General features: G+C 62.8%; 32 protein-coding genes. 19 read left to right on the top strand and 13 right to left on the bottom strand.

Annotated elements, in window-relative coordinates; all coding sequences use genetic code 11:
* Positions 1-16: 16 nt before the first annotated feature.
* From B5X78_RS06395 to B5X78_RS06350, 11 genes are read right to left on the bottom strand one after another with little or no spacing between them, the layout of a single operon-like run.
* On the bottom strand, positions 17-442 hold the full coding sequence (locus B5X78_RS06395; protein WP_079723593.1) for an Lcl C-terminal domain-containing protein: 426 nt from the start codon (positions 440-442) through the stop codon (positions 17-19).
* Between the two features lie 37 nt (positions 443-479).
* Positions 480-887 carry an Lcl C-terminal domain-containing protein gene (locus B5X78_RS06390; RefSeq protein ID WP_079723592.1) on the bottom strand — a complete coding sequence of 136 codons (408 nt, stop codon included), beginning with the start codon at positions 885-887 and terminating at the stop codon, positions 480-482.
* 34 nt (positions 888-921) lie between these two features.
* A complete protein-coding gene (locus B5X78_RS06385) occupies positions 922-1,554 on the bottom strand; it encodes an Lcl C-terminal domain-containing protein (protein ID WP_176140785.1) in 633 nt (210 codons plus the stop codon).
* Between the two features lie 10 nt (positions 1,555-1,564).
* A complete protein-coding gene (locus B5X78_RS18390; RefSeq protein ID WP_139381426.1) occupies positions 1,565-1,783 on the bottom strand; it encodes a hypothetical protein in 219 nt (72 codons plus the stop codon).
* 12 nt (positions 1,784-1,795) lie between these two features.
* Positions 1,796-2,395: a hypothetical protein gene (locus B5X78_RS06380; RefSeq protein ID WP_079723590.1), complete on the bottom strand. Its 600-nt coding sequence runs from the start codon at positions 2,393-2,395 to the stop codon at positions 1,796-1,798.
* The gene (locus B5X78_RS06375; RefSeq protein WP_079723589.1) at positions 2,392-3,006 is read right to left on the bottom strand and encodes a hypothetical protein; all 615 of its coding nucleotides are present in this window, start codon (positions 3,004-3,006) and stop codon (positions 2,392-2,394) included. The genes B5X78_RS06380 and B5X78_RS06375 overlap by 4 nt, the downstream gene beginning before the upstream one ends.
* Entirely contained in the window at positions 3,003-3,305 is a 303-nt protein-coding gene (locus B5X78_RS06370; protein WP_079723588.1) for a hypothetical protein, read from the bottom strand. The genes B5X78_RS06375 and B5X78_RS06370 overlap by 4 nt, the downstream gene beginning before the upstream one ends.
* Positions 3,306-3,324: 19 nt before the next feature.
* A complete protein-coding gene (locus B5X78_RS06365) occupies positions 3,325-3,615 on the bottom strand; it encodes a hypothetical protein (protein ID WP_079723587.1) in 291 nt (96 codons plus the stop codon).
* Position 3,616: 1 nt separating this feature from the next.
* Complete coding sequence (locus B5X78_RS06360) at positions 3,617-3,964, bottom strand: hypothetical protein (protein ID WP_079723586.1); 348 nt, start codon at positions 3,962-3,964, stop codon at positions 3,617-3,619.
* A complete protein-coding gene (locus B5X78_RS06355) occupies positions 3,961-4,158 on the bottom strand; it encodes a hypothetical protein (protein ID WP_079723585.1) in 198 nt (65 codons plus the stop codon). The genes B5X78_RS06360 and B5X78_RS06355 overlap by 4 nt, the downstream gene beginning before the upstream one ends.
* Positions 4,155-4,352: a hypothetical protein gene (locus B5X78_RS06350; protein ID WP_079723584.1), complete on the bottom strand. Its 198-nt coding sequence runs from the start codon at positions 4,350-4,352 to the stop codon at positions 4,155-4,157. Before B5X78_RS06350 ends, B5X78_RS06355 begins: the two co-directional genes overlap by 4 nt.
* A gap of 224 nt (positions 4,353-4,576) precedes the next feature.
* Here B5X78_RS06350 and B5X78_RS06340 point away from each other — a divergent pair, with 224 nt between their 5' ends.
* Positions 4,577-4,924, top strand: coding sequence for a hypothetical protein (locus B5X78_RS06340; RefSeq protein WP_079723582.1), 348 nt, complete (start codon positions 4,577-4,579; stop codon positions 4,922-4,924).
* Between the two features lie 189 nt (positions 4,925-5,113).
* On the opposite strand, the gene B5X78_RS06335 is transcribed toward B5X78_RS06340, so the two are convergent.
* Together B5X78_RS06335 and B5X78_RS18785 are read right to left on the bottom strand one after the other, a co-directional pair.
* On the bottom strand, positions 5,114-5,779 hold the full coding sequence (locus B5X78_RS06335) for a hypothetical protein (protein WP_079723581.1): 666 nt from the start codon (positions 5,777-5,779) through the stop codon (positions 5,114-5,116).
* Complete coding sequence (locus B5X78_RS18785; RefSeq protein WP_229730830.1) at positions 5,776-6,153, bottom strand: hypothetical protein; 378 nt, start codon at positions 6,151-6,153, stop codon at positions 5,776-5,778. The genes B5X78_RS06335 and B5X78_RS18785 overlap by 4 nt, the downstream gene beginning before the upstream one ends.
* 951 nt (positions 6,154-7,104) lie before the next feature.
* On the opposite strand from B5X78_RS18785, the gene B5X78_RS18740 reads away from it, so the two are divergent.
* The 18 genes from B5X78_RS18740 (at position 7,105) to B5X78_RS06225 (ending at position 22,407) form a co-directional block, all read left to right on the top strand.
* Positions 7,105-7,320 carry a hypothetical protein gene (locus B5X78_RS18740; protein ID WP_079723578.1) on the top strand — a complete coding sequence of 72 codons (216 nt, stop codon included), beginning with the start codon at positions 7,105-7,107 and terminating at the stop codon, positions 7,318-7,320.
* On the top strand, positions 7,317-7,895 hold the full coding sequence (locus B5X78_RS06315; protein ID WP_079723577.1) for a hypothetical protein: 579 nt from the start codon (positions 7,317-7,319) through the stop codon (positions 7,893-7,895). The genes B5X78_RS18740 and B5X78_RS06315 overlap by 4 nt, the downstream gene beginning before the upstream one ends.
* A gap of 222 nt (positions 7,896-8,117) precedes the next feature.
* Positions 8,118-9,893, top strand: a complete 1,776-nt coding sequence (locus B5X78_RS06310) for an AAA family ATPase (RefSeq protein WP_079723576.1) — start codon at positions 8,118-8,120, stop codon at positions 9,891-9,893.
* Positions 9,894-10,270: 377 nt separating this feature from the next.
* Positions 10,271-10,798, top strand: coding sequence for a terminase small subunit (locus tag B5X78_RS06305; RefSeq protein WP_217698642.1), 528 nt, complete (start codon positions 10,271-10,273; stop codon positions 10,796-10,798).
* Positions 10,795-12,867, top strand: a complete 2,073-nt coding sequence (locus B5X78_RS06300; protein WP_217698641.1) for a phage terminase large subunit family protein — start codon at positions 10,795-10,797, stop codon at positions 12,865-12,867. Before B5X78_RS06305 ends, B5X78_RS06300 begins: the two co-directional genes overlap by 4 nt.
* Positions 12,868-13,478: 611 nt before the next feature.
* Positions 13,479-15,011 (top strand): phage portal protein, encoded by a 1,533-nt coding sequence (locus B5X78_RS06285; protein WP_229730829.1) that lies wholly within the window; start codon positions 13,479-13,481, stop codon positions 15,009-15,011.
* Positions 15,008-17,269: a ClpP-like prohead protease/major capsid protein fusion protein gene (locus tag B5X78_RS06280; RefSeq protein ID WP_079723572.1), complete on the top strand. Its 2,262-nt coding sequence runs from the start codon at positions 15,008-15,010 to the stop codon at positions 17,267-17,269. Before B5X78_RS06285 ends, B5X78_RS06280 begins: the two co-directional genes overlap by 4 nt.
* Positions 17,270-17,332: 63 nt before the next feature.
* On the top strand, positions 17,333-17,710 hold the full coding sequence (locus tag B5X78_RS06275) for a DUF2190 family protein (RefSeq protein ID WP_079723571.1): 378 nt from the start codon (positions 17,333-17,335) through the stop codon (positions 17,708-17,710).
* Between the two features lie 79 nt (positions 17,711-17,789).
* The gene (locus tag B5X78_RS06270; protein ID WP_079723570.1) at positions 17,790-18,092 is read left to right on the top strand and encodes a hypothetical protein; all 303 of its coding nucleotides are present in this window, start codon (positions 17,790-17,792) and stop codon (positions 18,090-18,092) included.
* A complete protein-coding gene (locus tag B5X78_RS06265; protein WP_079723569.1) occupies positions 18,089-18,610 on the top strand; it encodes a glycoside hydrolase family 108 protein in 522 nt (173 codons plus the stop codon). The genes B5X78_RS06270 and B5X78_RS06265 overlap by 4 nt, the downstream gene beginning before the upstream one ends.
* Before the next feature lie 2 nt (positions 18,611-18,612).
* Positions 18,613-18,945, top strand: a complete 333-nt coding sequence (locus B5X78_RS06260; protein WP_079723568.1) for a DUF7940 domain-containing protein — start codon at positions 18,613-18,615, stop codon at positions 18,943-18,945.
* 3 nt (positions 18,946-18,948) lie between these two features.
* Complete coding sequence (locus tag B5X78_RS06255; protein ID WP_079723567.1) at positions 18,949-19,392, top strand: hypothetical protein; 444 nt, start codon at positions 18,949-18,951, stop codon at positions 19,390-19,392.
* A complete protein-coding gene (locus B5X78_RS06250; protein WP_079723566.1) occupies positions 19,392-19,679 on the top strand; it encodes a hypothetical protein in 288 nt (95 codons plus the stop codon). Before B5X78_RS06255 ends, B5X78_RS06250 begins: the two co-directional genes overlap by 1 nt.
* 17 nt (positions 19,680-19,696) lie before the next feature.
* On the top strand, positions 19,697-20,455 hold the full coding sequence (locus tag B5X78_RS06245) for a hypothetical protein (RefSeq protein ID WP_308933133.1): 759 nt from the start codon (positions 19,697-19,699) through the stop codon (positions 20,453-20,455).
* Positions 20,452-20,775, top strand: coding sequence for a hypothetical protein (locus tag B5X78_RS06240; protein ID WP_079723564.1), 324 nt, complete (start codon positions 20,452-20,454; stop codon positions 20,773-20,775). Before B5X78_RS06245 ends, B5X78_RS06240 begins: the two co-directional genes overlap by 4 nt.
* A gap of 13 nt (positions 20,776-20,788) precedes the next feature.
* Complete coding sequence (locus tag B5X78_RS06235) at positions 20,789-21,208, top strand: hypothetical protein (protein WP_229730828.1); 420 nt, start codon at positions 20,789-20,791, stop codon at positions 21,206-21,208.
* A 36-nt stretch (positions 21,209-21,244) separates the two neighbouring features.
* Positions 21,245-21,988: a phage tail tube protein gene (locus B5X78_RS06230; protein WP_079723562.1), complete on the top strand. Its 744-nt coding sequence runs from the start codon at positions 21,245-21,247 to the stop codon at positions 21,986-21,988.
* A gap of 8 nt (positions 21,989-21,996) precedes the next feature.
* Positions 21,997-22,407: a hypothetical protein gene (locus tag B5X78_RS06225; RefSeq protein WP_139381424.1), complete on the top strand. Its 411-nt coding sequence runs from the start codon at positions 21,997-21,999 to the stop codon at positions 22,405-22,407.
* The last annotated feature ends 105 nt before the right edge of the window (positions 22,408-22,512 follow it).

Below are 22,512 nucleotides of genomic sequence, written 5' to 3'. Positions count from 1 at the left end.
AGCTCAGAGAGACCAATTACTGACCGGCGCGGCGCACGGCCAACGCGAACCCGCCGCCGTAGCGGTGGAAGTCGTCGACGCCGCCGTAGCTGAAGCTGACGCACCACGCGGACGCCGAAGACCAGGCGGCCGGCGTCTTGCTCCAGTACCAATCGCTCTCGATGTTGCGGAAGAAATCGGTATTGATGGCAGGGTCGTAGCGGCTTCGGTCGACCAGCAGCTGCAGCTCTTCGATGGTCGGCAGGTCCCAATCCTTCGCGCCCAGCAGGTCCAGCTCTTTCACCTGCTCCTGCAGGGCTTCCTGACTGGCCTGCTCGGCGTTGATGTGCGTGGCGGTGAAAATGAGGCCATGCTCGAGCACACGCACCGCGACCCAGTCGGCCGCTTCGGCAGGCAGTTCGTTGCCCTGCGCATCCAGCTTGACGAGTGTGATTTGTTTCATGCGGTTTCTCCTGAAATTGAAGGGGACAAAGAGCCGACTACTGACCGGCGCGGCGCACGGCCAACGCGAACCCGAGGCTGGAGCGGCGGTCGTAGCTGACGCCGCCGTAGCTGAAGCCGACGCACCACGCGGACGCCGAAGACCAGGCGGTAAGGTCGCTACTCCAGAACCAGCCTCCTTTGATTTCCGGGAAGGCTTCGACATCGATGGCGGGGTCGTAGCGAGTCAGGTCAACGAGCGTGAGAAGCTCGGCACGCGTGGGCAGGCGCCAGTCGCTGTAGCCCGCCAGGTCCAGCGCGGCGCACTGGTCGATGGCCTGCTGGTGCGTGACGCGCTCGGGCAGAGGTTTCGCAGCCCACTGCAGGCCAGTCGTGGAATCGATGTTGGTTTCGACAGTGCCGTCAGCCGCCTGCGTCGAGGTGAAACGAGAGGTGTTGGTGGTCATCGGTGTTTTCCTGGATGGGGTGGCAAAGAGCCGATTACTGACCGGCGCGGCGCACGGCCAACGCGAACCCGTCGCCGCCGCGGAGGCCGCTGTAGACGCTGCCGCCGTCGAAGTAGACGCACCACGCGGACGCCGAAGACCAGGCGCAAGGCGTGCTGGTCCAATGCCAGTTCGGCTTCACGCGCGGGAATGCGTTGGTGTCGATGGCCGGCTCGTGGCGCGTGTCATCAACCAGGCCCGCCAGCTCGGCGCGCGTGGGCAGGCGCCAATCGTCGAAGCCGAGCAAACGCAATTCCGCGCAGCGGTCGATGCAGGCCTTCTGTTCAATGCCGTCGCCGTCTGCGTCGCCCAGGGATTCGACGGACCACATCAGGCCGGTGGCGTTGTCCAGGACCGCAACATGGTCCGTGCCGGTATCTCCGGCAACGCAATGCGCGCCGTTGGCCAAGACCTTGGTGAAGCGGTCCGTGAGTGCCGGGTCGGCGCTCCGCAGACCAGTGACCACTTGGCCGGCCACTGCGTCCGTCGCCACTGCTTGCGCCGCTTCGGCCGGCTGGCCGACGAACCGCGCCGGAACCGTCTCGATGTCGATGGTGCGTTCGGTGGCCAAGCCATTGGCCTCGTAGCGATGGGTGATGCGCACACTCAGTTCGGAAAGCTGGGTCATGGGTTGCTCCTTAAGCGCGGCCAGCCGGCCGCATGGCGATGGCGCGCCGCGTGGCGCGCACCGGGGTGGGAATGGGTGCAGCGGAGGCGGCATCGATGTCTTGCTGCCACTGGCGCGCGCGCTTGCGGTACTCGGCCGCGTTGCGCTGGTTGCCCAAGGCCTCTTCGGCGTCGGCAACAGAGTCGAGAAAGTCAGGCCCGCTCAGGTCGGGCTCGCGGTGATTGAACATGGTGGTGCTCCGTCAGGTGTTGGAAGACTTGGCGCGGCGGTGCGGCGGAATCGCCGAGCGCTGCCGCTGCTCGGCACGGAAGCGTTCTTCGCGTGCTTTGATGGATTCGGCGGTGTCGCCGTGATCGAGCTTCTGGATGGCGCCGCCCGAAGCGATGAAGCGCTCCACGTCCGCAGTGATTTCTGTGCGGTCCAGTTGGCGATGCTTGGGCTTGAGATACAGGCTGCTCAGGTTCACGCGGCCGGCGACTCGCGAGGCCAGCGCGGTATCCACGCGCAGCGGATCAGCGGACTGGTGTTGCGCCATCGGTGAGGGCTTGGCCCCAAGGGACGCCGGTACTGCCTTGGCGATGGGCTTGGGAGGAACGGCCTGCGTCGCCGCCGGCGTCGGTGCGGCCACCGTCGACTTGGTCGGCAGGAAGTGAACCTCGCCGCCGCGCACCTTCCGACGCACCTGGCCGCGCGCCACAATCGGCGCGAGCGTGGCGGACATCGCGCTGGCGGTGCACGCGCGGTCAACGCCCTGAATGATCTGCGCGACGGTCACTCCGTTGGGATGGCGCGCTACAAACTGGCGCACGGCCCGGGCGCGCGACTTAGTCACCACTTTCATGCGTCGCACCCCGGACCAATCTCACCCGGCTTGCCGGCGGCAGTGAAATCCTTCCAGTGCACCCACCCGCGCTCAGGGCAGTGGAAGCCCCATTCGCGCACGGTGGGTCCGAACAGGAACAGCGACCAGCACGGCACTGCGGGGTCGTCCTTCCGCACGATCGGGTCACCGTTGTCGACAATCTCGCGCAACAACTCGATGCGGTGCGCGTGTGTGGTCGGCAGGAAGCGCAGGCTCCCGGGCCCATAGAAGCGTCGCTTGTGGATGCCACCCTCGCGGATGGTGTGCTCGGTGTAGCCGTTGCGCAGGATGAAGCTCACTGCCCAGCTGGGGTGATCGTGCAGGGCACGGTCATCGTCGTCGCGCAGGAACTTGTGCAGGTAGAGGTTGGGAAGCCACCGCGCCATGCGTGCAGTCGCCCGGTTCCACCAGGTGGGGTTCGCGTCGGCACGCTTGCCCAGGCGATGTTGCCAATCGCGCCAGGGTGTCAGGAACCAGCGCATCAGGTAAGCACCGTTGTCGCTGTCGGCGCCCACCACGAAGTTGGGCGGGCGGCGTCCGGCAACGTGGGTGACCAGGTAGGCGAACAGGAGCTGCGCCAGGCGGGTCATCGCACGCCTCCCGCCGTCTGGCGACGGGTTGACTTGGCTTCGGCTATGGCGCGCAGGGTTTCGGCCAGACACACGCCCTGGAGCGTCAGCGTGGCGCTGGTGGGGAACTCCGTGCTGTCGAAGGTGACCAGGTAGCCGGCTTCGAGCATGCGCATCAGGCGAAAGGTGAACGCCGGCGCGGACGTCGCCCCGGCCGGCACGTAGCCGGCGCGCGTGCGATTGAACCGGTGGTCCGGTGCGCCCAGCGCAGCGAGGAGCGCGTGGCGCTGCAGTGGTGTGGTGTTTTCCGGCTTCATCATGGGTGCTCGCGGTGCGGCCTCAGGCCGCGTAGGCGTAGTCGGCGGCGGCGCGAGTGCGCGCTTGGCCAATCTGGGAAAGGGGGATGCGGTGCGGACTGTCCGGCTCGGACCAGCGCAACTCGGCGATGGCGCGGCTGGGGTGCGGTACAGTGGCGATGCCGCACCGCGCGCACTCGATGTGGTACTGATTGGGGCAGGGCAGGCCGGGCTTGTGGTTGAGCGGTGCGCCGCGGCTCTCCACGAACTGAGGGCGATGGCCCAGCACGCAGACCGGAATGCGCGGCGACAGGGGTTCGGCGATCTGCAACATGTCAGGCCGCCTCCAGTGCGCGCATCTGCGAAGCCATGTCGCGGAACTCGTCGCCGCAGGCCTCGTGTATGCCCACCCACAGGCGTCGCTGTTCTGAATCTCCTGCACGCCAGGCCTGTTGCGCGCGGTCTACGGCTTGATGGCACGCGTCGGCAACCGCATTGGCGCGCTGGAGGAGGTCATCGCCATCTTCCTGGTCACGACGCTGCAGCAGCCTGGCCTGCGCCTGTGCCTCGCGCTGCTCGGCCTGGATGCGCGCACGCTCGTGGCGACTGGAAACCAGCCAGCCCAGCGCAATGTTGAGGACGGCCAGCGCAGCCAGCGCCAGCAGGGTGTGGGCGGGATTCATGCGGCGCTCCTTTGCGCATACAGCCAGCGGCTACTGCGCTCGATGTCGCGGTTGGACTTGATGACCAAGCCCTCAGGCATGCACTGCGCGCAGTACGCGTCGTGGTGCGGGCAGTACTCGGGCACGGTGATGCGCACCGGCAGCGGCGCGTGTTGGGCGTGTTGGCGGCGGTCGAAGGTGGGCGCCGGATTCATGCGACACCGTCCTGGCGCTTCGCAGCGCGGCGGTGCTGGGCAATGAGCTTCATGACGGCCATGCCGTCACGGCCGGCGCGCACTTCGGAAACCACCAGGCGCGCGGACTGGTGACGCAGGTCGGGCCTGCCCAGGTCACACAGTTCGCGGAATGCCTGGCGTACCGGATGGAAGGGGACCACGAGCGCAGACATCAGCGCGCCTCCCAAGCCAGTTCACGGGCGCGCACGTCGGCGCGCTTGCTCGCTACGTGCAGTCGGGGCGCCGGGCGTCTCTGGTGTCCATGACGCAGTCCTTCGGCATGGGCGTGGTCGGCCGAGGTGCAGCTGCGCAGGCAGCGGATGGCGGCGTGCGGCAGGCCTTCTCCATCCGATGGCTGTGCGACCATCGGCCGATCAGGTAGGCCAGGAAGACACCGATGAGCATCCCGATCGACGACAAGATCAACTTGAAGATGTACGTCAGCGCTTTGGAAGCCGCCGCCCACGCAAAGACTGACGCCTTTGCCAGCGAGGGCGGCACCCTCACCCGCATTGCCCGCGAACTGCTGGATGCCGGCCTGCTGTCGGATGCCCGGACGGAGTTGGGCTCTTTTTCCCTGCGAAGTCGCATCGTGCTCACTCCTGCTGGCGCCAGTGCGCTGGTTGAGTGGAGTGACTACCTGCAGCGCAGAACATGGCGCGCCCGGCTGCTTGCTGTCCTCGGACAGGTGCTGCTGGTGCTCACGGGTGCCGTGGCAACGAGCTTGCCCGACTGGTTCGCGTGATGGCTCTGGCAAAGACTGCATGGCGTCCTCTCCTGGAAGGAAAGGGCGCCGGCGGGTCGGGTAGGCCCGGGGAAAGGCCTATGCCGGAAGGGGGACCGGCGGTCTGACGACTCGCCGGTCGCCCGCACCTGTGGGTGCGGGACGGATTTAGCCAGCAGCTAAATCATTTGTCAATAGCTGACAGCTAAATTATCGCGCGATGATTGTTATTTCCGCCGGGCCACCCACCGGGAAGGTGCAATTCGCTGTGTATGGCAACTCAACGCCCAAGGCGTTGGTCGCCTCAAAATCCAAGAGCACGCGCGCGCCGCCGGTGGTTTTGTCGGATGAGAAGCGGGCGCCAGCCCATGTGTGCGCGTTGACCAAGGAAGGGAAAGTCGCTCTGGACTTGGCTGCGTCAGCACAGGCGTCGATAGCGACGCTTTGGCTTATGACGCGATCGGACTGGGGGGAAAGTGCCCTGTTCTCGTTCAGGTCATCCTCAGAGACATACAGTCGTTCGCGATTTCGACAATCCACAAACACGGTAATGTTCTGCTTCGTCGAGCGGCTCTCTGACACTTCCGCTAGTTCGACAAAGTCGCATCGGCCGGACTTAACAAATCTCAGCGCGGCCGCTTCACGTAGTGGCTGGATGCGCGGCCAGGCGCTGCCGAGCTTTTTTGACAGCTTCGGGTATTCCCGTTTGTCGTACGGCTCGAAAACGTACTCACTGATTGCTTTCCGCGGATCGCGCGGCTTGGACTCGGTTGTCGCCTTTCTCGTTGCCTCGGCTTTTCGTTCGGGTGAGGCAGGTTCACTGCAGCCAGCAACACCAAAAGCGATCAAAAGAACAGCGAAGCTAGCAGGTTTCATGGCAACTCCGTGAAGGGCTCAATGATGTGGCTCGACGTGTCGCGCACCAGTTCGGCATCGTCAAAGGAGATTCCATCAGCAATGCACTCACGCCCGCGTTCTAGGTCAGCGAGCAAGGCAGCCAGGGCGTGGTCAGCGAGGTGCTCTACCGATGCGGACGAAAGCTGGTGCTGATCCACCAGCCAAGCTAGCCCGTACCGAGCACGCAAAAACCGTATGCGCCGAAGTATGAAATCACGCGTTGCTGGATCGAACTGGCGCGCTGGTGCGCGCGAAACAAGGCGAAGGACGGGAGCTGTTTTGTTCCGCGTCCTTGCTTTGACTTTGTCAGCGAGCGCCTGTGCGAGCGCTTCGAGACCCTTGTGCGTTTCCATCCATCCCCCTTTCTTGCAACACGCGTCTGATATGCCCCGTAAATGAGACGACATTGTCCGCAGTGACCTCAGTCTCACTGCGTGAGGAGAGGTAGTCGTAGGCAAGTAGGACGATTGCCGCGTCCTCTGTGCTTTCAGGGTCGAATGGGATTTCCAGCGCCTGGCAAGCGAGCCGAACGACCTTTACGGACGATGCGAGTATCTTTGAGCTAAGTCGCTCGTTCTGAGACGTTTCACGCTGCGGCGGGGACGCGCCGTGGATCGAGTGTGTGCTGTCGCCCTGGTGCCGGTGCTCTGGTGGAAGGTCCATCCATCCGCGCGGAAGCCTAAGGACCATTTCCAGTTTGCGTGCAACATCGTCACCAATCTTCTTGCCGCCATACAACTGACTCAAGAAAGACGGACTAATGTCGAACTCGATGGCAACTTGTTTCTTTGTGCGCCCCTGAGAAGTGCTTTTGTCGACAAGATCTCGGAAGTTGGCAGTGCGGGATGTCGAGGCGTCCATGCAGCCAGCGTAGCCCGCAGCTAAACGCGCTTGTTTAGCCAACGGCTTGACATATGGATTTAGCTCGTGGCTAAATTCTGACCCCATGGACCTTCTTTCCTTTATTTCGAACCCCGACCGCAAGCGGCGGCTCGCTCGCGCACTTGGAAAATCAGAGGGATATCTGTGGCAGGTAGCCACAGGCTGGAGGGGAAAACGGGCCAGCGCAGAACTGGCCAAGGACATTGAGGCTGCGACGACTGAAATCGGGCCAGGGACGGTTTCCAGGTCCTCGTTGCGCCCAGACCTCTGGAAGCAAGACTCGGAGGCCGCCTGACATGCCGCGCGCACGGCGAACCCTCACCGACTCCGAAATCCTAAGCATGGTCGTCAATACCTCGGCTGCCAGGCGCCTGCGTGGCCCCTTGCCCGAGAGACGGACGAACGCAGTGGCGCATGCGGGCATGTTCTTGTGGCTCGCTGCTGCCGCCACCTTTTTGGCCATCGGCTTGTCTTTGATGGTGGGGGCCGATGACTGGCTCGAAGAACACTGCCACAACGGCACCGACGCCCAGCGCCGCATCGAATGCACGCAGCACGCTGTACCGGGGGCGGGTGGGGAAGGGCAGGACGTTCGACATGAACCGAACTCTGCGGGAACCACGGAGCCTCGCGCATGAAGCCTGGGATCCGTTTTCTGCCACCAGCCCAGTCGGTCCTCTATGCCATCACCGAGCGAATGCTTCGCGAGACTGGCTCCAACCGACGATCTTTTGCCATGGAGGTAGCCGAGCGCTACCTGATGATGACGGCCGAGGACGATCGCACCCACGCGTTTCGGATCACGACTGGCGGCAAGGTCGAGGATGACAAGAAGCACAACGGTCAGATCCTTGGACGCTACCTCGACGGTACGCTCAAGTCGCTGCCCGCTGATCTACTCGATGCGTGGATCACCGCTTTGCCGCAGCCATACCGCGATGAGTGCGAGCAGGCTCTGGCGGTTCGCCGCGGCATGCTCGCCGTGCGCATGCCGGCCGCCGAAATGCTCTCGGTGGCCAGCGTCTCCACTTTGTTCCAGGAGTACGGCCATCTGATGCAAGCACTTGGTCCGGCGTTGGCCGATGGCCGGCTGGGTCCAGAGGATCGCCAACACGCCCCCCGCATCAAACGAGAGGGTCGCGAGGTCATCGCAGCCGTGCTCGCACTTGAGGCGGAAGTGGATCGGGTGGTGTACGGGGAACCGGAGGCGTAGTGCTATGGGGGCAGGGGGAGCTTGCGGCAAACCGTATCGTGCCCTGCGCCATTCGGCGTACAAGCACACCTCAGCGCGCATAGCGATGGAAGTCGCACGCCGAGCACTAGACGAGCCTGGGATTGAGCCCGGGGAACAGGCTATCGCTATCTGCGAGCAACGCAGAATCGAAGACTCTGCCCTACATGACGTGCAGCAAGAACTGCAACTGCGGAGCCATGATTGAACTCCATTGAGCCACCGGGCCAGGGCACCGCGCCCAACGGCCGGCCGACTTCGCGTCCGTATGCAGAGGAGCGGCTGATCCCGCCACATTCGGTTGAGGCTGAGCAGGCGATCCTCGGCGGTCTGCTGCTGTCCCAGGATGCCTGGGAAGATGTCGGAGGTTTAGCGGAGACCGACTTTTATAGACGAGACCACCGGCACATCTTTCGGGCGATCTCTGAGCTTGCCGCACACGGCAAGCCATTTGATGCTGTAACCCTTGGCGATTGGTTTTCGAGCCAGGCAGGCGCCACGCAAGAACGGGTCAGCCTTGAATACTTGATCGACCTTGCGGCCAACACGCCGAGTGCCGCCAACGTTTCGGCTTACGCCGAGATTGTTCTCGAAAAGTCGCGCCTGCGCAGACTCGTCGATATCGGCACCGATATCCTCAATGCGGCGCTAAGCCCTGAGGGTCGCGAATCATCCGTGCTCTTGTCAGAAGCGTCGGCGCTCTTGGACGGAGCACGGCGAACTGAACAAGCGCCGACAGGCTTGCGTGACGTCCCTCTCACTGCATTCATGGACTCGCCACCCAGCACCGTCGGGTATGCAGTTCACCCTGTCGTTCCCCGTGGCGTAGTCACTCTGTGGGGTGGTCACGGCGGTGCCGGCAAAAGTATCAGCACGCTGCAACTACTTGCTCACGGCGCATGTGGCCAGCCATGGCAAGGGCTCACGCCCGACGGCGCGATCCGGTCCATCTACTTGAGCCTAGAAGATCCGGGCGACTTGGTGCGTTATCGCCTGAGGCGAGTGTGCGAGAGCTATGGGCTTGACGAGCGTCGCGTCGAAACGGGCGTTCGCGTGTTTGACTGCCCCGACGGCAGGGCTGCTCTGATGTCCGAAGTTTCGAGTTTCGGCATCCGGTCGATGGTCGAGACCCAATTGCTCGCGCAAGTTCGCGAGCTTTGCGAGGGCGCCGATCTGATTGTGGTCGACAACGCCAGTGACGCGTACGGCGGGAATGAGAACGACCGTCAGTCTGTTCGAACGTTCATGACGGCACTCTCGCGTATCGCCCGTGAACACAACGCCGGGCTGGTCCTGCTTGCCCACATCGACAAATCGGCCGCTCGAAACGGTGCCAACGGCAACACCTATAGCGGCAGCACTGCCTGGCACAACAGCGCTCGTTCTCGCATGGCCATCGTGGCTGGCAAAGACCCGGGCACAGTGGAACTGCACCACGAGAAGAACAACCTCGGCAAGTGCGCAGACCCCGTCCACCTCAAGTGGAACACGCATGGCGTACTGGTTCCACTGACGCCCATGGATCGCGCAGAGCGGGACCAGGCAAACGACGATGGCGCTCTTGCCCTTGCCGTACTGAACGCAGCAGCCGAACGAAGTCTCTGGGTCAACACCGCTACCACCGGGGCCCACCCCGGCCACAAGGCGGTGCAGCATTTGGCGGAGTACGAATCAGCGTTCGGTCAGGACAAATGGCGAGGTGCGCGCCGCTTCCACGCGGCGCTCGACGCGCTTCACCAGGCGGGCCGCATTTCGAAGCAGCCGATGCGCACGAAACACCGCGGTCAAGTGGAAGTTTGGTTGACTGCTTCGCCATCCGCTGCGGTCAATGGCGCGGTCAACGCAGCGGTTAACGCCGATGACACTGGCAACGCCCCCCCATATAGAGCCTCCGAAGGAGGCTCATATATGGGGGGCGGTGAGCGCTCAACCGCGCGTTCAACGCCGCGTTCAACGCAAGGCGGCGGGGAGGAGGCATGAGCCGTCCCATTCGCCCCAACTATCTCGCCAGGGCAATCACTGGCGCTTTGTCCTATGCGGGGCGCGACCCAATTGAGATCGTGATCGCTCATAGCGAAGACTGCCCCCGCCTTATGGGTCGAGCGTGCGAATGCCAACCAGACATCACGGCCGTGTTGCCGGATGGCACAAAGGCTGACATCGATAGCGACGGCAGACTCGTGCCAGCGGTGGACCAATGAGAGCGCAGGACCGCCACCGCCATCTCGCCCCCCACCCTCCTGCGGAGCTCAGTTCGTTCGGGTTGTTCAGCTTTGGGTCCTCCCCAGAGGGTCCTGCCACGGGTAATTCGGACCCCGATTTCTCGCTAGTCACAGGGGTTTTCAAGGGGGGTTGTGGTGGTAACTGACCTCTCTTCCCCTGTCAGCCAAGCCCAGTTTGGCGACTTGGTGGGGATTTCGCAGCAGGCGGTGAGCCTGCTGATGCAACGCAAGATCCTGGTCGACGGCGCCAGTGCAGACGAATGGCTGCTTGCATACTGCGATCACCTCCGCAGCGTGGCCGCAGGCCGGGGAGGTGACGCAAGTCTTGAGCTCGCCGCCGAGCGCGCGCGCCTGGCGAAGGAGCAGGCCGACAAGATCGCGATGCAAAACGCTGTCACACGCGGCGAGCTGGCACCTGCCTATCTATTGGAGGAGGTGCTTGCCCGCGTCGGCGCCAAAGCCGGGCGCATTCTTGAAACCATCCCGGGCTTGGTGCGGCGCCGGCAACCACAGCTGACTTCAGACGACATCGCCGCCGTTGCGGATGTGGTGGCCAAAGCACGCAACCTGGTCGCGAAGATGAACCTTGCCGAGGTCGATACAGACGACCAGGACAGCGGCATCAGCAGCGTGGACATCGTCGATGAGGATCAAGCTGCGTGAGCCTGCTGCAAGGTGTCGACCCCCTGCAACTAACAGCCGTGGCCAATAGCCTCCGCAAAGGCATGGCTGCCTGGGGTGCGCAAGAGCCAAAAACGCTGGAGTGGTGGGCACGAGACAACTTCTACCTGTCCGCCGAATCCAGCTACGTGGAGCAGCACTGGACTCCCTGGTCGTTCCAGCGCGGACTGCTTGCCTTGATGTCGCATGACGACGTGCCCTGTGTGTCGGTGAAAAAATCGGCCCGCGTTGGCTACACAAAAATGCTGTTGGCTGCGATCGGCTACAACGCCGAGCATCGTCGGCGGAACCAGTGCATCTGGCGTCCCACCGACGACGACGCTTCCAGTTTCGTCAAGGCCGACCTCGATCCGATGCTGCGCGACGTGGAATGCATGCGCAGCGTGTTCCCTGCGTACCTGGCCCGTCACAAGGACAACACGCTCGACCAGAAGAAGTTCATAGGCTCGCTGCTGCGCATCAAGGGTGGAAAGGCAGCCAAGAACTATCGCGACATGTCCATCGATTGCGGATACATGGACGAGTTGTCAGCCTTCGACAACGATGTGGAGAAAGAAGGCGCACCCGACACCTTGGCCTTCAAGCGCCTCGAAGGCGCGACGTTCCCGAAGTTTGTTTGCGGCAGCACGCCCAAGCAAAAGGGCGAATGTCTGATCGACAAGCGATGGGTGTCCGCAGACGAGCGATTCACCTACCAAGTGTCCTGTCCGCAGTGCCACCAGCGCCACGCGCTGACATGGGGAGGCAAGGACGAGGCGCACGGATTCAAGTTCGATCCAGAGAATCCGGCCGACGTCTTCCATATGTGCCCGCACTGCACCTACCCGCTTCGACAGAGTGAGTTTCTTGCTTTGGCCGACCAAGGCGAGTGGGTCAACGAGCGCGGTGACCTGTACTGGCGGGAGGTTGAATCAGATCGTTGGGCATTCACCACGGCAGACGGCCAGATAGTTCCTCCGCCCTACCACGTGGCCGTCCACGTTTGGACGGCATATAGCCCGATGGTCGCGTGGACGACAGTTGTCCGCGAGTTTCTGGATGCGTACGCCAAGTTGCTCGAGGGCGACAACACCAAGATGAAGGCGTGGGTCAACACCACTCAAGGTGTTGTCTGGGAAGGTGAGGTAGAGCGCACGGAAGCCGAAGAGCTCAAGAATAGGGCTGAACCTTTCTCGCTCCGCCATATTCCTCGCGATTGCCTACTCCTGCTCGCAGGTGCCGACACCCAGGACAATCGAATCGAGCTGGGCGTTTGGGGCCTCGGTCGTGGCGGTCAGATGTGGACGATCGATCACCGCGTGTTCTTCGGAAATCCCGCACAGCAAGAGGTTTGGGATGAGACGGAGGAATTTCTCCGAACCCAGGAGTACACCCACGCATGCGGCCGGCCACAACGCATCTTCGCCACCGCTATCGACTCGGGCGGCCACCATACAGATGCCGTGTACGCGTTCGCGCACAAGCTCAAGGCCCTGCGCGTCCACGCGATCAAGGGGGCCAGCGGCACCGAGCGCAGCATCGACAATGGCAACACGAGGGTGGGCTACAAGTGGAACGGCCGGAGTGAGAAGCATGGGCCCATTCTGTGGCATGTCGGCACCAACCTGGCGAAAGACCGCTTCCAGGCGCGCCTTGAGGTCGTAGCGCCAGGTCCAGGCTACGTCCACTTTTCTAACCAGTGCAGTGACGAGTGGTTCAAGCAGTTGGCGGGCGAGGCCCGCGCAACGGTTCGGGGTCGCGGAGGCACCGCTACTCGATGGACGCCCGACCGCAAACGCGTGGAGGTCAAAGACTGCGTCACCTACGCCATCTGGCTGGAAGAACGGCTGGACCTCTGGTCGCCGCGGCGGGCGAAATGGTGGGACCAATTGGAGGCACAGGTGCAGCCTGAGGACGACCTATTTACTGCGGTTCCACCAGCAGTGTCTGATTCCCGTGAAACAACACACCCAACTCGTTCCGTGGGGGAGGTCGCGGATTCCCGTGGAACATTGCCCACGAGTCGGGAAGAGGAAGCCCTTGGTTCGGATCGGTGGAGTTCCCGCCTGTGAGCCGGAACACGGCCAGAAAAAAGGCGAGGGTGAATGAGTTGGCCGACGAGCTCACCGTAGCCGCTGCATTTCGACTTCGCGCAGATACAGACAGCATTCGGCACATCGTCGACGCGGTGGTGGCCTACCTCGTTGAAGAGTACCCGTCTCAAGACCTATACATCCCTTCCGGTGTGACCTACCCAGTCGAGCAGATTCGCGCTGACATGGCCTCCGGAATGTCCATCCGAAAGCTCTGCCAGAAGTATCGGATCGACCGCCGAACACTCTACCGCCTGCTAGACGAGCCGACGCAGCCAGCCTGCTAGGAGTGCGGGAGTTTCCCCAAGAACTCCCGCACTCGGCCTATCAGCATGCTGTCCCATGTCCTTCGCCACCGATCAAGTCGCTCTCCTTAAGTCCGCGTACACACGCGTGCTCGAAGGCCAGTCCGTGCGCCTTGGCGAACGCGTTCTCACCCTTGCGGACGCCAGTTGGATTAGCAGCGAGTTGGATAAGTGGCTCCGAAAAGCATCCAACGAAGCCGTGGCAGCAGCGGGTGGAACCCCCGGTGTCGTTATCGCTGACTTCTCCGGTCGATCCGGCGGATGCGAAGGGCAGGGGTGGATCGAATGAAGCCTAGCGCGTTCGATCGCGTACTCATGCAGCTTGCACCTGGTTGGGCAGCTGCGCGCGCGCGCAGTCGTATGCGCGCGATGGCCTATGGCCAAGCTTATGAGGCTGCGGAAACGACTCACCTGCGCCGTCAATCGCGTGAGATGGGCAGCGGGAACAATGTTGTGCAGATGACCGGAACGCGCCTCCGCAACCAGGCGCGTCATCTAGACCGCAACCACGACATCATCAGCGGCGGACTCTCTTCGGTGATCCAGAACATCATCGGTCCCGCCGGAATCAATGTCGTGCCGACGCCGCGGGACGCGGAAGGGAACATCCTCGAGGGCGTTGTGGATCAGATTATGCCGCTCTATGCGGCTTGGTCGAAGCGGCCCGAAGTGACCTGGATGCATGATTGGGCGAGTTGCCAAAGGCTACTCGGCCGAACTTGGCTCAGAGATGGAGAATGCTTTGTCCAGGAGCTGCGGGGTAGCGTTCCGTATCTCGAGCACGGCTCTGCAGTCCCGTTCTCGCTCGAGTTGCTGGAGCCAGACCTCGTGCCCCTCGAGCTTGATGACAGGGCACGGCGCATCACCCAAGGCGTCGAGCGCAATGCGTGGGGCCGGCCGGTGGCGTATCACGTGTACCGGCAGCATCCAGGCGACCCCGATTCATACGTCCCGGAAACCAAGCGCGTTTCTGCCGACCTAATCCGTCACCTTCGAACAGTCGATCGCATCGGCCAGGTTCGCGGGATCAGTATCTTGGCGAGCACATTCACTCGCATCGAAGACCTCAAAGACTACGAAGAGAGTGAGCGCATTGCTGCAAAGATCGCAGCGAGCATGGCCGCCGTCATCATCAAGGGCGATCCGACGATGTATGACCCGGAGACCGCGCCCAAGGCCGACCGAAGGATGCGCTTTCAGCCGGGAATGGTGTTCGACAATCTGGTGTCTGGCGAGGACGTCAAATCGATCGACTCGCAGCGGCCAAATCCCAATCTGGAACCGTATCGCAACGGTCAGCTGCGAGCCATCGCGGCTCCGATGCGCATTTCCTTCTCCACGCTGGCGAAGAATTACAACGGGACCTACAGCGCGCAACGACAAGAGCTGGTTGAACAGTACGGCGCCTATGGCGTGCTGGCGTACGAATTTGTCTCTCAGATGCTCCGGCCGGTATACGAGAGATTCGTGCACATCGCGGTGGCGTCAGGTGAACTCATCTTGCCGCCAGGGGTGACGCCGCAGAGCGCGGCCAGTGCCGACTACCTGCCGCCGCCAATGCCCTGGATAAACCCCGTGCATGAAGCACAAGCGTTGCGAACGATGGTCCGCTCCGGATTCAAGAGCGCGACCGCCGTGATCGCGGAACGCGGTGGTCGGATGTACGACACATTCGAGCAGATTGAGCATGAGCGCCGGTGGGCACGCGAACTGGGAATCGTGCTGGACACGGATCCGGCTTTGGTTGCCGACAGCGGCACAGCCCAACAGAACCAGGTGGCAAAGCCCACATCAGCATCTGACGAGGATACTCAATGAAACGCAGCACCCTGAGCATTTGCATCCTGGGCGCCATCTTCGCGCTCGACAACATCGATCTGGACACCGTCGCGCCCGAGGCACGCGGCAAGTCAGTACTGGCCTTGAGCACAAACGACGCTGGCGAGGCCGAGCTCCTGATCTACGGTCCCATAGGAGACTATTTCTGGGGCGACGGCGTCACCGCCGCAAGCGTCGTCGAAAAGTTGGCAGCGATCAATGCCAGCACCATCAACGTTCGAGTCAACTCGGACGGTGGAGTGGTCACTGATGGTTTGGCCATCTACAACGCGCTCACTCAGCACCGTGCGACTGTGAATGTCACGGTCGATGGGATCGCGGCAAGCATCGCGTCGCTGATTGTCATGGCTGGCGCTACGCGCCGCATGCATGCGAATACGATGATGATGCTGCACGGTCCCCAGTCTGGCGCCTGGGGCTTTGCTGGGGACCTTCGTGACCGCGCGGACGTCCTCGATACGTATGCCGCATCCATGCAGACGAACTACGCTGCGCGTGCGGCTGATCCTGCCAGCATTTCTGCGATGCTGAACGACCGCAAAGATCATTGGTTCACAGCTGCTGAGGCTGTGGCCGCCGGCTTGGCTGATCAGGTGATCGCAGCGGAGCAAGCGGCAACCAGTGATGCCGTAGCAGCGGCGGCCCTTCTTTCCTATGTGCAGGCCATCACCAGCACACCCGCGCCGCTCGCCCAGACGTTGCGCCACCGAATCCAGACGACGACCACGCCGTCTGCCTTTGCCTCGCTCCGCGAGGGCCACCAGCGGGCCATCTATGCCCATCTCGAGGAATCGACCATGAAACAAAAGTGCCATCTGATCCTGGCGCAGGCGGGCAACAATGGCGCGCCGGCTCCTGCCACTCCGCCTGCGCAAGCCACTGCAGCCCCCGTTTCTCAGTCCCCGGCGACAACCGGCACCGAGGACGTGATCGCTTCGCTCCAATCCCGTAACACCGCCCTTCGTGGCGTGTTTGCCGGGTTCCATGACATTCCCGGCATCCGGGAGCTCGAGGCGGACTGCCTGGCCGACCCGCGCATGACCATCGAGCAGGCGCAGGCGCGTTTGCTTGGCCGAATGGGCAACGGCGCTTCCCCGCTTGCAGCCGCTGGCAGTCCGCGCGTTGAAGCGGGCCGCGATGAGCGCGACGCCGTGATGGCACGGACCGTGCAGGGCATTCTGGCGCGCGCCGGCCATCTTTCTGGTCGCGAAGCCGATGAAGCCCGCCAGGGTAATCCCGCAGCGCGGTCTTCGTTGATCAGTCTGGCCGAGGATTCCCTCATTCGCGCGGGCATCAATACGCGCAGCATGACGCGCGACCAGATCGCCGCCCAGGTCTTGGCAGCCCAAACCACCAGCGACTTCCCGATCTTGCTGGAGAACACCCTCCACAAGATGCTGTTGGCCGCTTACCGTACGCAGCCGTTCACCTGGCGTCGCTTCTGCGCGACGGGCACGCTGTCGGATTACCGGCCCCACAACCGCTACCACATGGGTTCGTTCTCGGACTTGAAGCCGGTGAACGAAGCCGGTGAGTACGAGAATGGCGTTTTGTCGGACGGCGCCAAGGAAACCATCCAAGGCAAGCGCCGTGGTCGCATCCTGCAGATCACCCCGGAAGTGTTGGTCAATGATGACCTCGGCGCTTTCACGACCCCGACGCAGGCCTTGGGCCAAGCCGCAGGTCGGACGATCGAGAAGGACGTGTACGCGCTGTTCGCCTTGAACAGCGGCAACGGCCCGACGATGAGCGATGGCAACCCGCTGTTCCATGCCAGCCACGGGAACATCGCCGGAACAGGTGGTGCTCCGACGATTTCCTTGATCGATGCCGGGCGCCAGCAAATGGCCCAGCAGATGGATGTCGGCGGCAATGACTACCTCGACATCGTTCCGGACTTGTTTCTGGGCCCGCTTTCGCTGGGCAGCACTGCGCGCGAGATCAACGCCCAGGAATACAACGATGAAAGCCAGAAGCATCAGCGCAAGCCGAACGTCGTGCGCGGCATCTTCTCGGATGTCATTGATTCCGTCCGCCTGTCGGGCACTGCCTGGTACATGCTCGCCGCGCCCGGCATTGAGCCCGTTTTCGAGGTTGCATTCTTGGACGGCGTGCAGGAACCCACGCTGGAACAGGAGAAGAATTTCCGAACGGATGGCCTGTCCTGGAAGGTTGTTCACCGCTACGGCGTCGCGGCGATCGGATTCCGCGGAATCAACAAGAACCCGGGCGCATAAGGCAGCAAGCCCCATTCCAAACAAGCGCGGTCTTCGGGCCTCGCACGAATCGAGGACAGGAACATGGCAAAGAACTACGTGAGCAAGGGTGACGTTATCCCTTGGACCAACAGCACCGGAAACGCGGTCGTCAGTGGACAGGTAGTGGCGCTGGGGCACTGCATCGGCGTGGTGCTCGCAGCGATCGCGGCCGGAGCAACCGGAAGCGTGGCGGTGGAGGGCGTATTTACCGTGCCGAAGGTCTCTGCGGCGGTTTTCGTCCAGGGCGAGAAGCTCGTCTTTGACGTCAGCGCCAACAGCGGCGCTGGCGCGTTCGATGACTCCGCTGCGACACCGGCTACCGGTGACATCACCGGCGGCGCGGTTGCTTGGGCCGCTGGCAGCGATGGCCAGACCACAGCCACGGTGAAGCTGACGCCCGGCAACGCGGCGAAGGCGTAAGACAGGACCGTCACCGCACGCGGGACCGGGATGGCGCGTGCGGTGACGAGTTCCTTTTTCACTCCATCGAGCAGGGGCGATGAGCGAGCAAAACATGAAGCTGGAAAAGGCCGCCGAGAACACGCTTGCACGATTCGTCGTGCAACTGATCACGCCCGTCTTGCTGGGCCTGATTGCGTGGCTGGGTGCCCGTCAGCTCTCGGCAATCGAGACCAAGCAGGACAGCCTGGCTGAAGAACAGGCACAACAGTCGCGCAAGACGACCGCGATCGCGTCCGATGTGCGAGACCTCAATACCCGTTTCGACGTGATGGCGGTACGCCGCCTGGACGAACTTGAAAAGCGCGTTGACCGCGTTGAGCAGGCGACAAAGACCCCGTGACCGATTCCTTTCCCACCTTCATCAACCGGCTGCTCTCGCACGAAGGGGGCTTCACCGATGATCGCCGTGATCCGGGCAACTGGACGGGCGGAGCCGTTGGCGTCGGTCAGCTCAAGGGAACCAAATTCGGCATCGCTGCCAACACGTATCCGCAGATCGACATCCGCAATCTGACGCGCGACCAGGCAGTGGCTATCTATCGGCGTGACTTCTGGGACCGGGCTCAGTGTTCCAAGCTGCCGAACGCCGTGGCGTTCCAACTTCTGGATGGGGCGGTCAACAGCGGCATCGCCCAGGCATCCCGTTGGCTGCAACGGGCCGTTGGCGCAGCTGACGATGGGTTCATCGGGCCGGCTACCCTCAAGGCTGTCCGGGAGGCGGATGCCAACGACTTGGTACTTCGCTTCAACGCAGCGCGTATCGATTTTATGACCCGGTTAAAGAACTGGCCTGTCCATGGCGCTGGCTGGATGCGCCGGATTGCCAGCAACCTTCGATTTGCTTCCGAGGACAACTGACTATGAACCTGCTGCTACTCGTCGCTCTCATCGTTGCATTCGTCGTCGCAGCCGCCCTGGGCGTGCGCGCCATCGGTGGCAACATCACGTTGGTGGAAGACTGGAAGAAGGCGTGGCGCTGGTACAGCACCTACGGCCTGATCTTGCTTGCTGCGATGCCCGACATCTTCAACGCGCTCCTGGCCGGTGACTATCTGGCCGGCACACCGGTCTCGGAAGAGTTTTCCTGGTGGATTCGGATCGGGGCGGGCGCAACCTTCCTGCTGCGCAGCCTGAATCAGCTCAAACGGCCGGACCTTCCGAAGTTTGACAGCACCGACGGCGCCGGCGCCTGAGCGATGGGCCTCTCTGCACTCTCCGTCAAGCCGCTGCTGATCGCACTGACGATCTGCCTGGTCGCCTTGCTGACCAGCAACGCTGGTTGGTGGGTGCGCGCGAGCGTCTTGTCGAGCGAGCGTGACGTGGCTGTCGCTGATCGAGCAGTGCTTGCCACTTCGAAGGACGCCTACAAAGTTCGCGTGGGAGAGTTGACGGCTGCCAATCGCGTGTACGACGCAGAGTACTCCCGCCTGGCGAAAGAGCTGCAGCTCGCTCAAGGGGAGACCGCGCGGTTGAATGCGGAGGGTGATCGCGCTGTTGCTGCCGCGCAGGCCAAAGCGGACGAGGCCGATCGTGTACTTAAGACCTTCATGGAGCGATACGCCCAGCAAGTGCGCGTACCCGATTGCGCCCAGGCGCTCAGCACAATACAGCGCCTTTGCCCGGCACTGGGGGGCTACTGATGCGCATCCTCATCGTCTTGATCGTGAGCGCCTTGCTCTCTGCTTGCAGGAGCGGAGTCCGCCCCGACCTTCCTGAAGCGTCCACCGCAGTCCTGCCCAAAGTGCAGATCGTGGAGCGCATTGTGTACGTCAAGATTCCCGAACGCCTGACCAAGCAGGAAGCGGTTCCCGAGGGCCCCATCGCACAGTGCTTCGACGTCGCTGCGGCGCGCCGTGCTGTGATTGAGCGCCAGAACGCCCGTGCGGCCGAGATCGCAACGATCGAAGGGACTGAGGTGAAGCCGTGAGTATGGTGAGAATCGAGGTGGACGCCGACAACTTGTTGGTCCGGCAGTTCACTGCGGTGGAACGCAACCAGCTGCCGTTTGCTGCCGCCCAGGCAGCGAACGCGACCGCCGTCGAGATTCGCAGTATCTGGGCAAGAACCGCTTCCCGCGTATTTGATCGACCCGTGCCGATCACGGTGAAAGCAGCGCAGTACGAGCGCGCGACCAAGCAAAAGCCATACGCGGTCATCAAGCTTCGCGATGAGGCCAGCAATGGCACTCCGCCGGCTCGCTACCTGCTTCCCCAAGTGGAAGGTGGGACGCGCCGAAAAAAGGGCATGGAAAGACTTCTCCAGGCGAAAGGGGCAATGTCCGCCGGCTCGTTCGCGGTCGCAGGCAAGGGCGCCGACCTGGACGGTTACGGGAACGTGCGAGCCAAGCAGGTAAACCAGATTCTGTCGCAGCTGGGTGCCCGCAATGACGCCCTGCAGAATGAGACTGAAGCCAGTCGGCAGCGGCGGCAGGCCCGTGCCGCCAAGAAAGGCGTAAGAGGTGGAAATTTCTTTGCGATTCGCGCCAAGCGAGGTCGCTTGCTGCCCGGCATCTACGAACGCTTGGTGACGGGCTTTGGCTCTGCCGTTCGCAGCATCTTTGTGTTTGTGCCCAATGTCCGCTACCGCCCGCGTTACGACATTTTCGGTCTCGCTCAGCGCACGTGGCAAAAGCTCATGCCCTTTCACTTCGCCCGCGAGTTGAAAAAGGCCGTGCAGTCCTCCCGGTTCCGGAGAGGGGCATGAGCGAGGCCCTCTTTCGTCGCAACTTCGATCGCGCGTTCTTATCGGCATGGGGCGTCGCTACAGGCGGCCTTTCTGGCACCTACACGTCGCAGGCAGGTGCAGAAACGGCCGTCGATGTGCTGGTGGACCCGGCGACAGACGACTTTGGCGACGACCTGGCGCCGATTTCGTATGACAAGGCGCTGGTTACGCTGTTCCTGGAGCAGGTGTCACCCGAAACAGGGGGTGTCGTTGCCGTTGGGTCTGACACCTATTACCTGGTGAAGCGGACACCGCTTAGCGATGACTCGCGCAGTGAATGGGTAGCCCGCCGTGGCTAGCCCTCGCACGGTATTGCTGCAAGCCGTGGAGGCATGCCTGGCGCGTATCCAGGTAGCTGACGGCTACCGCACCGACGTCGGCTCGGACGTGACGCTGGAGCCGGCGCCCGCACTTGCTTCGGAAAAGCCGATTGGCCTGCTGACGGTGGTCTGGTTGCGGCAGGAACGCCCCGTCGACTCCGCCGTGCTCAGGACCCACCGCCTTACTACGTTCCGCGTTGTGGCCAAGATTCCCGCCGACATGGATGAAGCTCAGGAGCGGGTAGACGCGCTTGTCAGCGATATCGAAAGGGCCTTGGACGGACAACAGGCTGAGTTTCCGCCTCGCTACTCGGCTCCGGTGTATCAGTTCGCGGAACCCCTGGCGGCCGAGCCCGAGGCGGGATATGTCGGTGCCGCCGTCACTTTCACCAGCAACATCCCCAAGCAATAACCCGCCGCCCAAGCGGCATTACTCGAGGACACCATCATGCAAGACCAAAGCTACCTGGGCAGCGGCAAAATCCTGATGCGGGAATTCGGCTCCGCTGCTCCGTTCGAGGAAGTTGGCAATTGCTCGCTTCTGACGTTCAGCCCGCAGGTCAACACCCTGAGCCTGCAGGACTTCACCAAGCCCGGCGGCGGTACTCGCAACCGCGTGGATCGCGTCACCGAGGTGCAGACGAGTCTGACTTTCCACGACTTCGCCGGTGCCAACTTCTCCCGCTTCATGCGTGGCAGCGTGACCACAGTGGCCGCGGGCACCGTCACCGACGAAGCTCTGGTGGCCTACAAGGGCGGCTTCACGCCGCTGGACAAAATCGCCAACGCGATCACCACGGTCGAACCCGCAGCCGGCGGGACCGCCTACACCGCTGGCACGGATTACGTGTTCCAGGACGGCGGCATTTACATCCCGTCGACCAGCACCATTACCAACCCGGTTGGTGGCGCGGCGAACATCCAAGTCACCTACACGCATGGCGCCCAGGACGTGACGCAGGCCTTCGTGACCTCGGCCAAGCAGTACGAGATGCTTTTCCTGGGGTTGAACGAAGCCCAGAGCGGCAAAGCCGTCCGCGTGCATGCGCACAAGGTCAGCGGCGGCGTCATCGAGCAGCTCGGCCTCATTGGCGAAGAGTACGGCGCCGGCACCGTAAATGGTGGTCTGCTGGCCGATACCGCCAAGGGTGTGGGCCTGTCGCAGTACTTCACTGTGGAGCAGGTGAACTGATGCAGGACATGGACGTCATCGAGCCACAGGCTCGCGTCGTCGAGTTCCGGGGTGAGCGGCTGGAGATCCGGCCGCTCACCATCGGTTCGGTCCCAGGCATTGTGAGAAAAGCCAGCGGATTGATCGATGCCTTGATGCAGGCGCCATGGCTTATTGACGAACAGGCGACCGATGCCCAAACGCTGGACGGCATTCTGGGACTGATTGCAGATCACGGCGAAGCACTCTGGGAAGCGGTCGCGTTGGCTATCGGCAGGGACCCACTATGGGTGTCTGGGTCCGATGCTGCGGAATTCATGGATTTGGCCATGGCGGTGCTGGAGGTGAACCGAGATTTTTTTACGCGGAGAATCGCGCCGCTCCTGGGCGGCCTGCGGCTGCCGGCGCCTGGACTTGGGCGGACAGCCTCCAGCTCCTGATTCAGCACGGGCACTCTTTCACGGAGGTGCGCGCGTTCACTTTGGCGCAAGCCCGGGCCTTCAGCGACGCGGCTCAACGCGCTGAACGAAGGAACCTGTGTGACC

Source organism: Pseudoxanthomonas indica (assembly GCF_900167565.1).
GTDB lineage: Bacteria > Pseudomonadota > Gammaproteobacteria > Xanthomonadales > Xanthomonadaceae > Pseudoxanthomonas_A > Pseudoxanthomonas_A indica.
This window is presented reverse-complemented; position numbering and strand designations above follow the sequence as displayed.

Coding starts and splice junctions, on each gene's coding strand:
- B5X78_RS06280 (WP_079723572.1), top strand. CDS start 15,008: ATGAAACGCAGCACCCTGAGCATTTGCATCCTGGGCGCCATCTTCGCG.
- B5X78_RS06395 (WP_079723593.1), bottom strand. CDS start 442: ATGAAACAAATCACACTCGTCAAGCTGGATGCGCAGGGCAACGAACTG.
- B5X78_RS06370 (WP_079723588.1), bottom strand. CDS start 3,305: ATGATGAAGCCGGAAAACACCACACCACTGCAGCGCCACGCGCTCCTC.
- B5X78_RS06275 (WP_079723571.1), top strand. CDS start 17,333: ATGGCAAAGAACTACGTGAGCAAGGGTGACGTTATCCCTTGGACCAAC.
- B5X78_RS06365 (WP_079723587.1), bottom strand. CDS start 3,615: ATGTTGCAGATCGCCGAACCCCTGTCGCCGCGCATTCCGGTCTGCGTG.
- B5X78_RS06225 (WP_139381424.1), top strand. CDS start 21,997: ATGGACGTCATCGAGCCACAGGCTCGCGTCGTCGAGTTCCGGGGTGAG.
- B5X78_RS06230 (WP_079723562.1), top strand. CDS start 21,245: ATGCAAGACCAAAGCTACCTGGGCAGCGGCAAAATCCTGATGCGGGAA.
- B5X78_RS06375 (WP_079723589.1), bottom strand. CDS start 3,006: ATGACCCGCCTGGCGCAGCTCCTGTTCGCCTACCTGGTCACCCACGTT.
- B5X78_RS06255 (WP_079723567.1), top strand. CDS start 18,949: ATGGGCCTCTCTGCACTCTCCGTCAAGCCGCTGCTGATCGCACTGACG.
- B5X78_RS06350 (WP_079723584.1), bottom strand. CDS start 4,352: ATGTCTGCGCTCGTGGTCCCCTTCCATCCGGTACGCCAGGCATTCCGC.
- B5X78_RS18740 (WP_079723578.1), top strand. CDS start 7,105: ATGTTCTTGTGGCTCGCTGCTGCCGCCACCTTTTTGGCCATCGGCTTG.
- B5X78_RS06250 (WP_079723566.1), top strand. CDS start 19,392: ATGCGCATCCTCATCGTCTTGATCGTGAGCGCCTTGCTCTCTGCTTGC.
- B5X78_RS06335 (WP_079723581.1), bottom strand. CDS start 5,779: ATGAAACCTGCTAGCTTCGCTGTTCTTTTGATCGCTTTTGGTGTTGCT.
- B5X78_RS06270 (WP_079723570.1), top strand. CDS start 17,790: ATGAGCGAGCAAAACATGAAGCTGGAAAAGGCCGCCGAGAACACGCTT.
- B5X78_RS06260 (WP_079723568.1), top strand. CDS start 18,613: ATGAACCTGCTGCTACTCGTCGCTCTCATCGTTGCATTCGTCGTCGCA.
- B5X78_RS06315 (WP_079723577.1), top strand. CDS start 7,317: ATGAAGCCTGGGATCCGTTTTCTGCCACCAGCCCAGTCGGTCCTCTAT.
- B5X78_RS06340 (WP_079723582.1), top strand. CDS start 4,577: ATGAGCATCCCGATCGACGACAAGATCAACTTGAAGATGTACGTCAGC.
- B5X78_RS06390 (WP_079723592.1), bottom strand. CDS start 887: ATGACCACCAACACCTCTCGTTTCACCTCGACGCAGGCGGCTGACGGC.
- B5X78_RS06240 (WP_079723564.1), top strand. CDS start 20,452: ATGAGCGAGGCCCTCTTTCGTCGCAACTTCGATCGCGCGTTCTTATCG.
- B5X78_RS18390 (WP_139381426.1), bottom strand. CDS start 1,783: ATGTTCAATCACCGCGAGCCCGACCTGAGCGGGCCTGACTTTCTCGAC.
- B5X78_RS06385 (WP_176140785.1), bottom strand. CDS start 1,554: ATGACCCAGCTTTCCGAACTGAGTGTGCGCATCACCCATCGCTACGAG.
- B5X78_RS06355 (WP_079723585.1), bottom strand. CDS start 4,158: ATGAATCCGGCGCCCACCTTCGACCGCCGCCAACACGCCCAACACGCG.
- B5X78_RS06285 (WP_229730829.1), top strand. CDS start 13,479: ATGAAGCCTAGCGCGTTCGATCGCGTACTCATGCAGCTTGCACCTGGT.
- B5X78_RS18785 (WP_229730830.1), bottom strand. CDS start 6,153: ATGGAAACGCACAAGGGTCTCGAAGCGCTCGCACAGGCGCTCGCTGAC.
- B5X78_RS06380 (WP_079723590.1), bottom strand. CDS start 2,395: ATGAAAGTGGTGACTAAGTCGCGCGCCCGGGCCGTGCGCCAGTTTGTA.
- B5X78_RS06360 (WP_079723586.1), bottom strand. CDS start 3,964: ATGAATCCCGCCCACACCCTGCTGGCGCTGGCTGCGCTGGCCGTCCTC.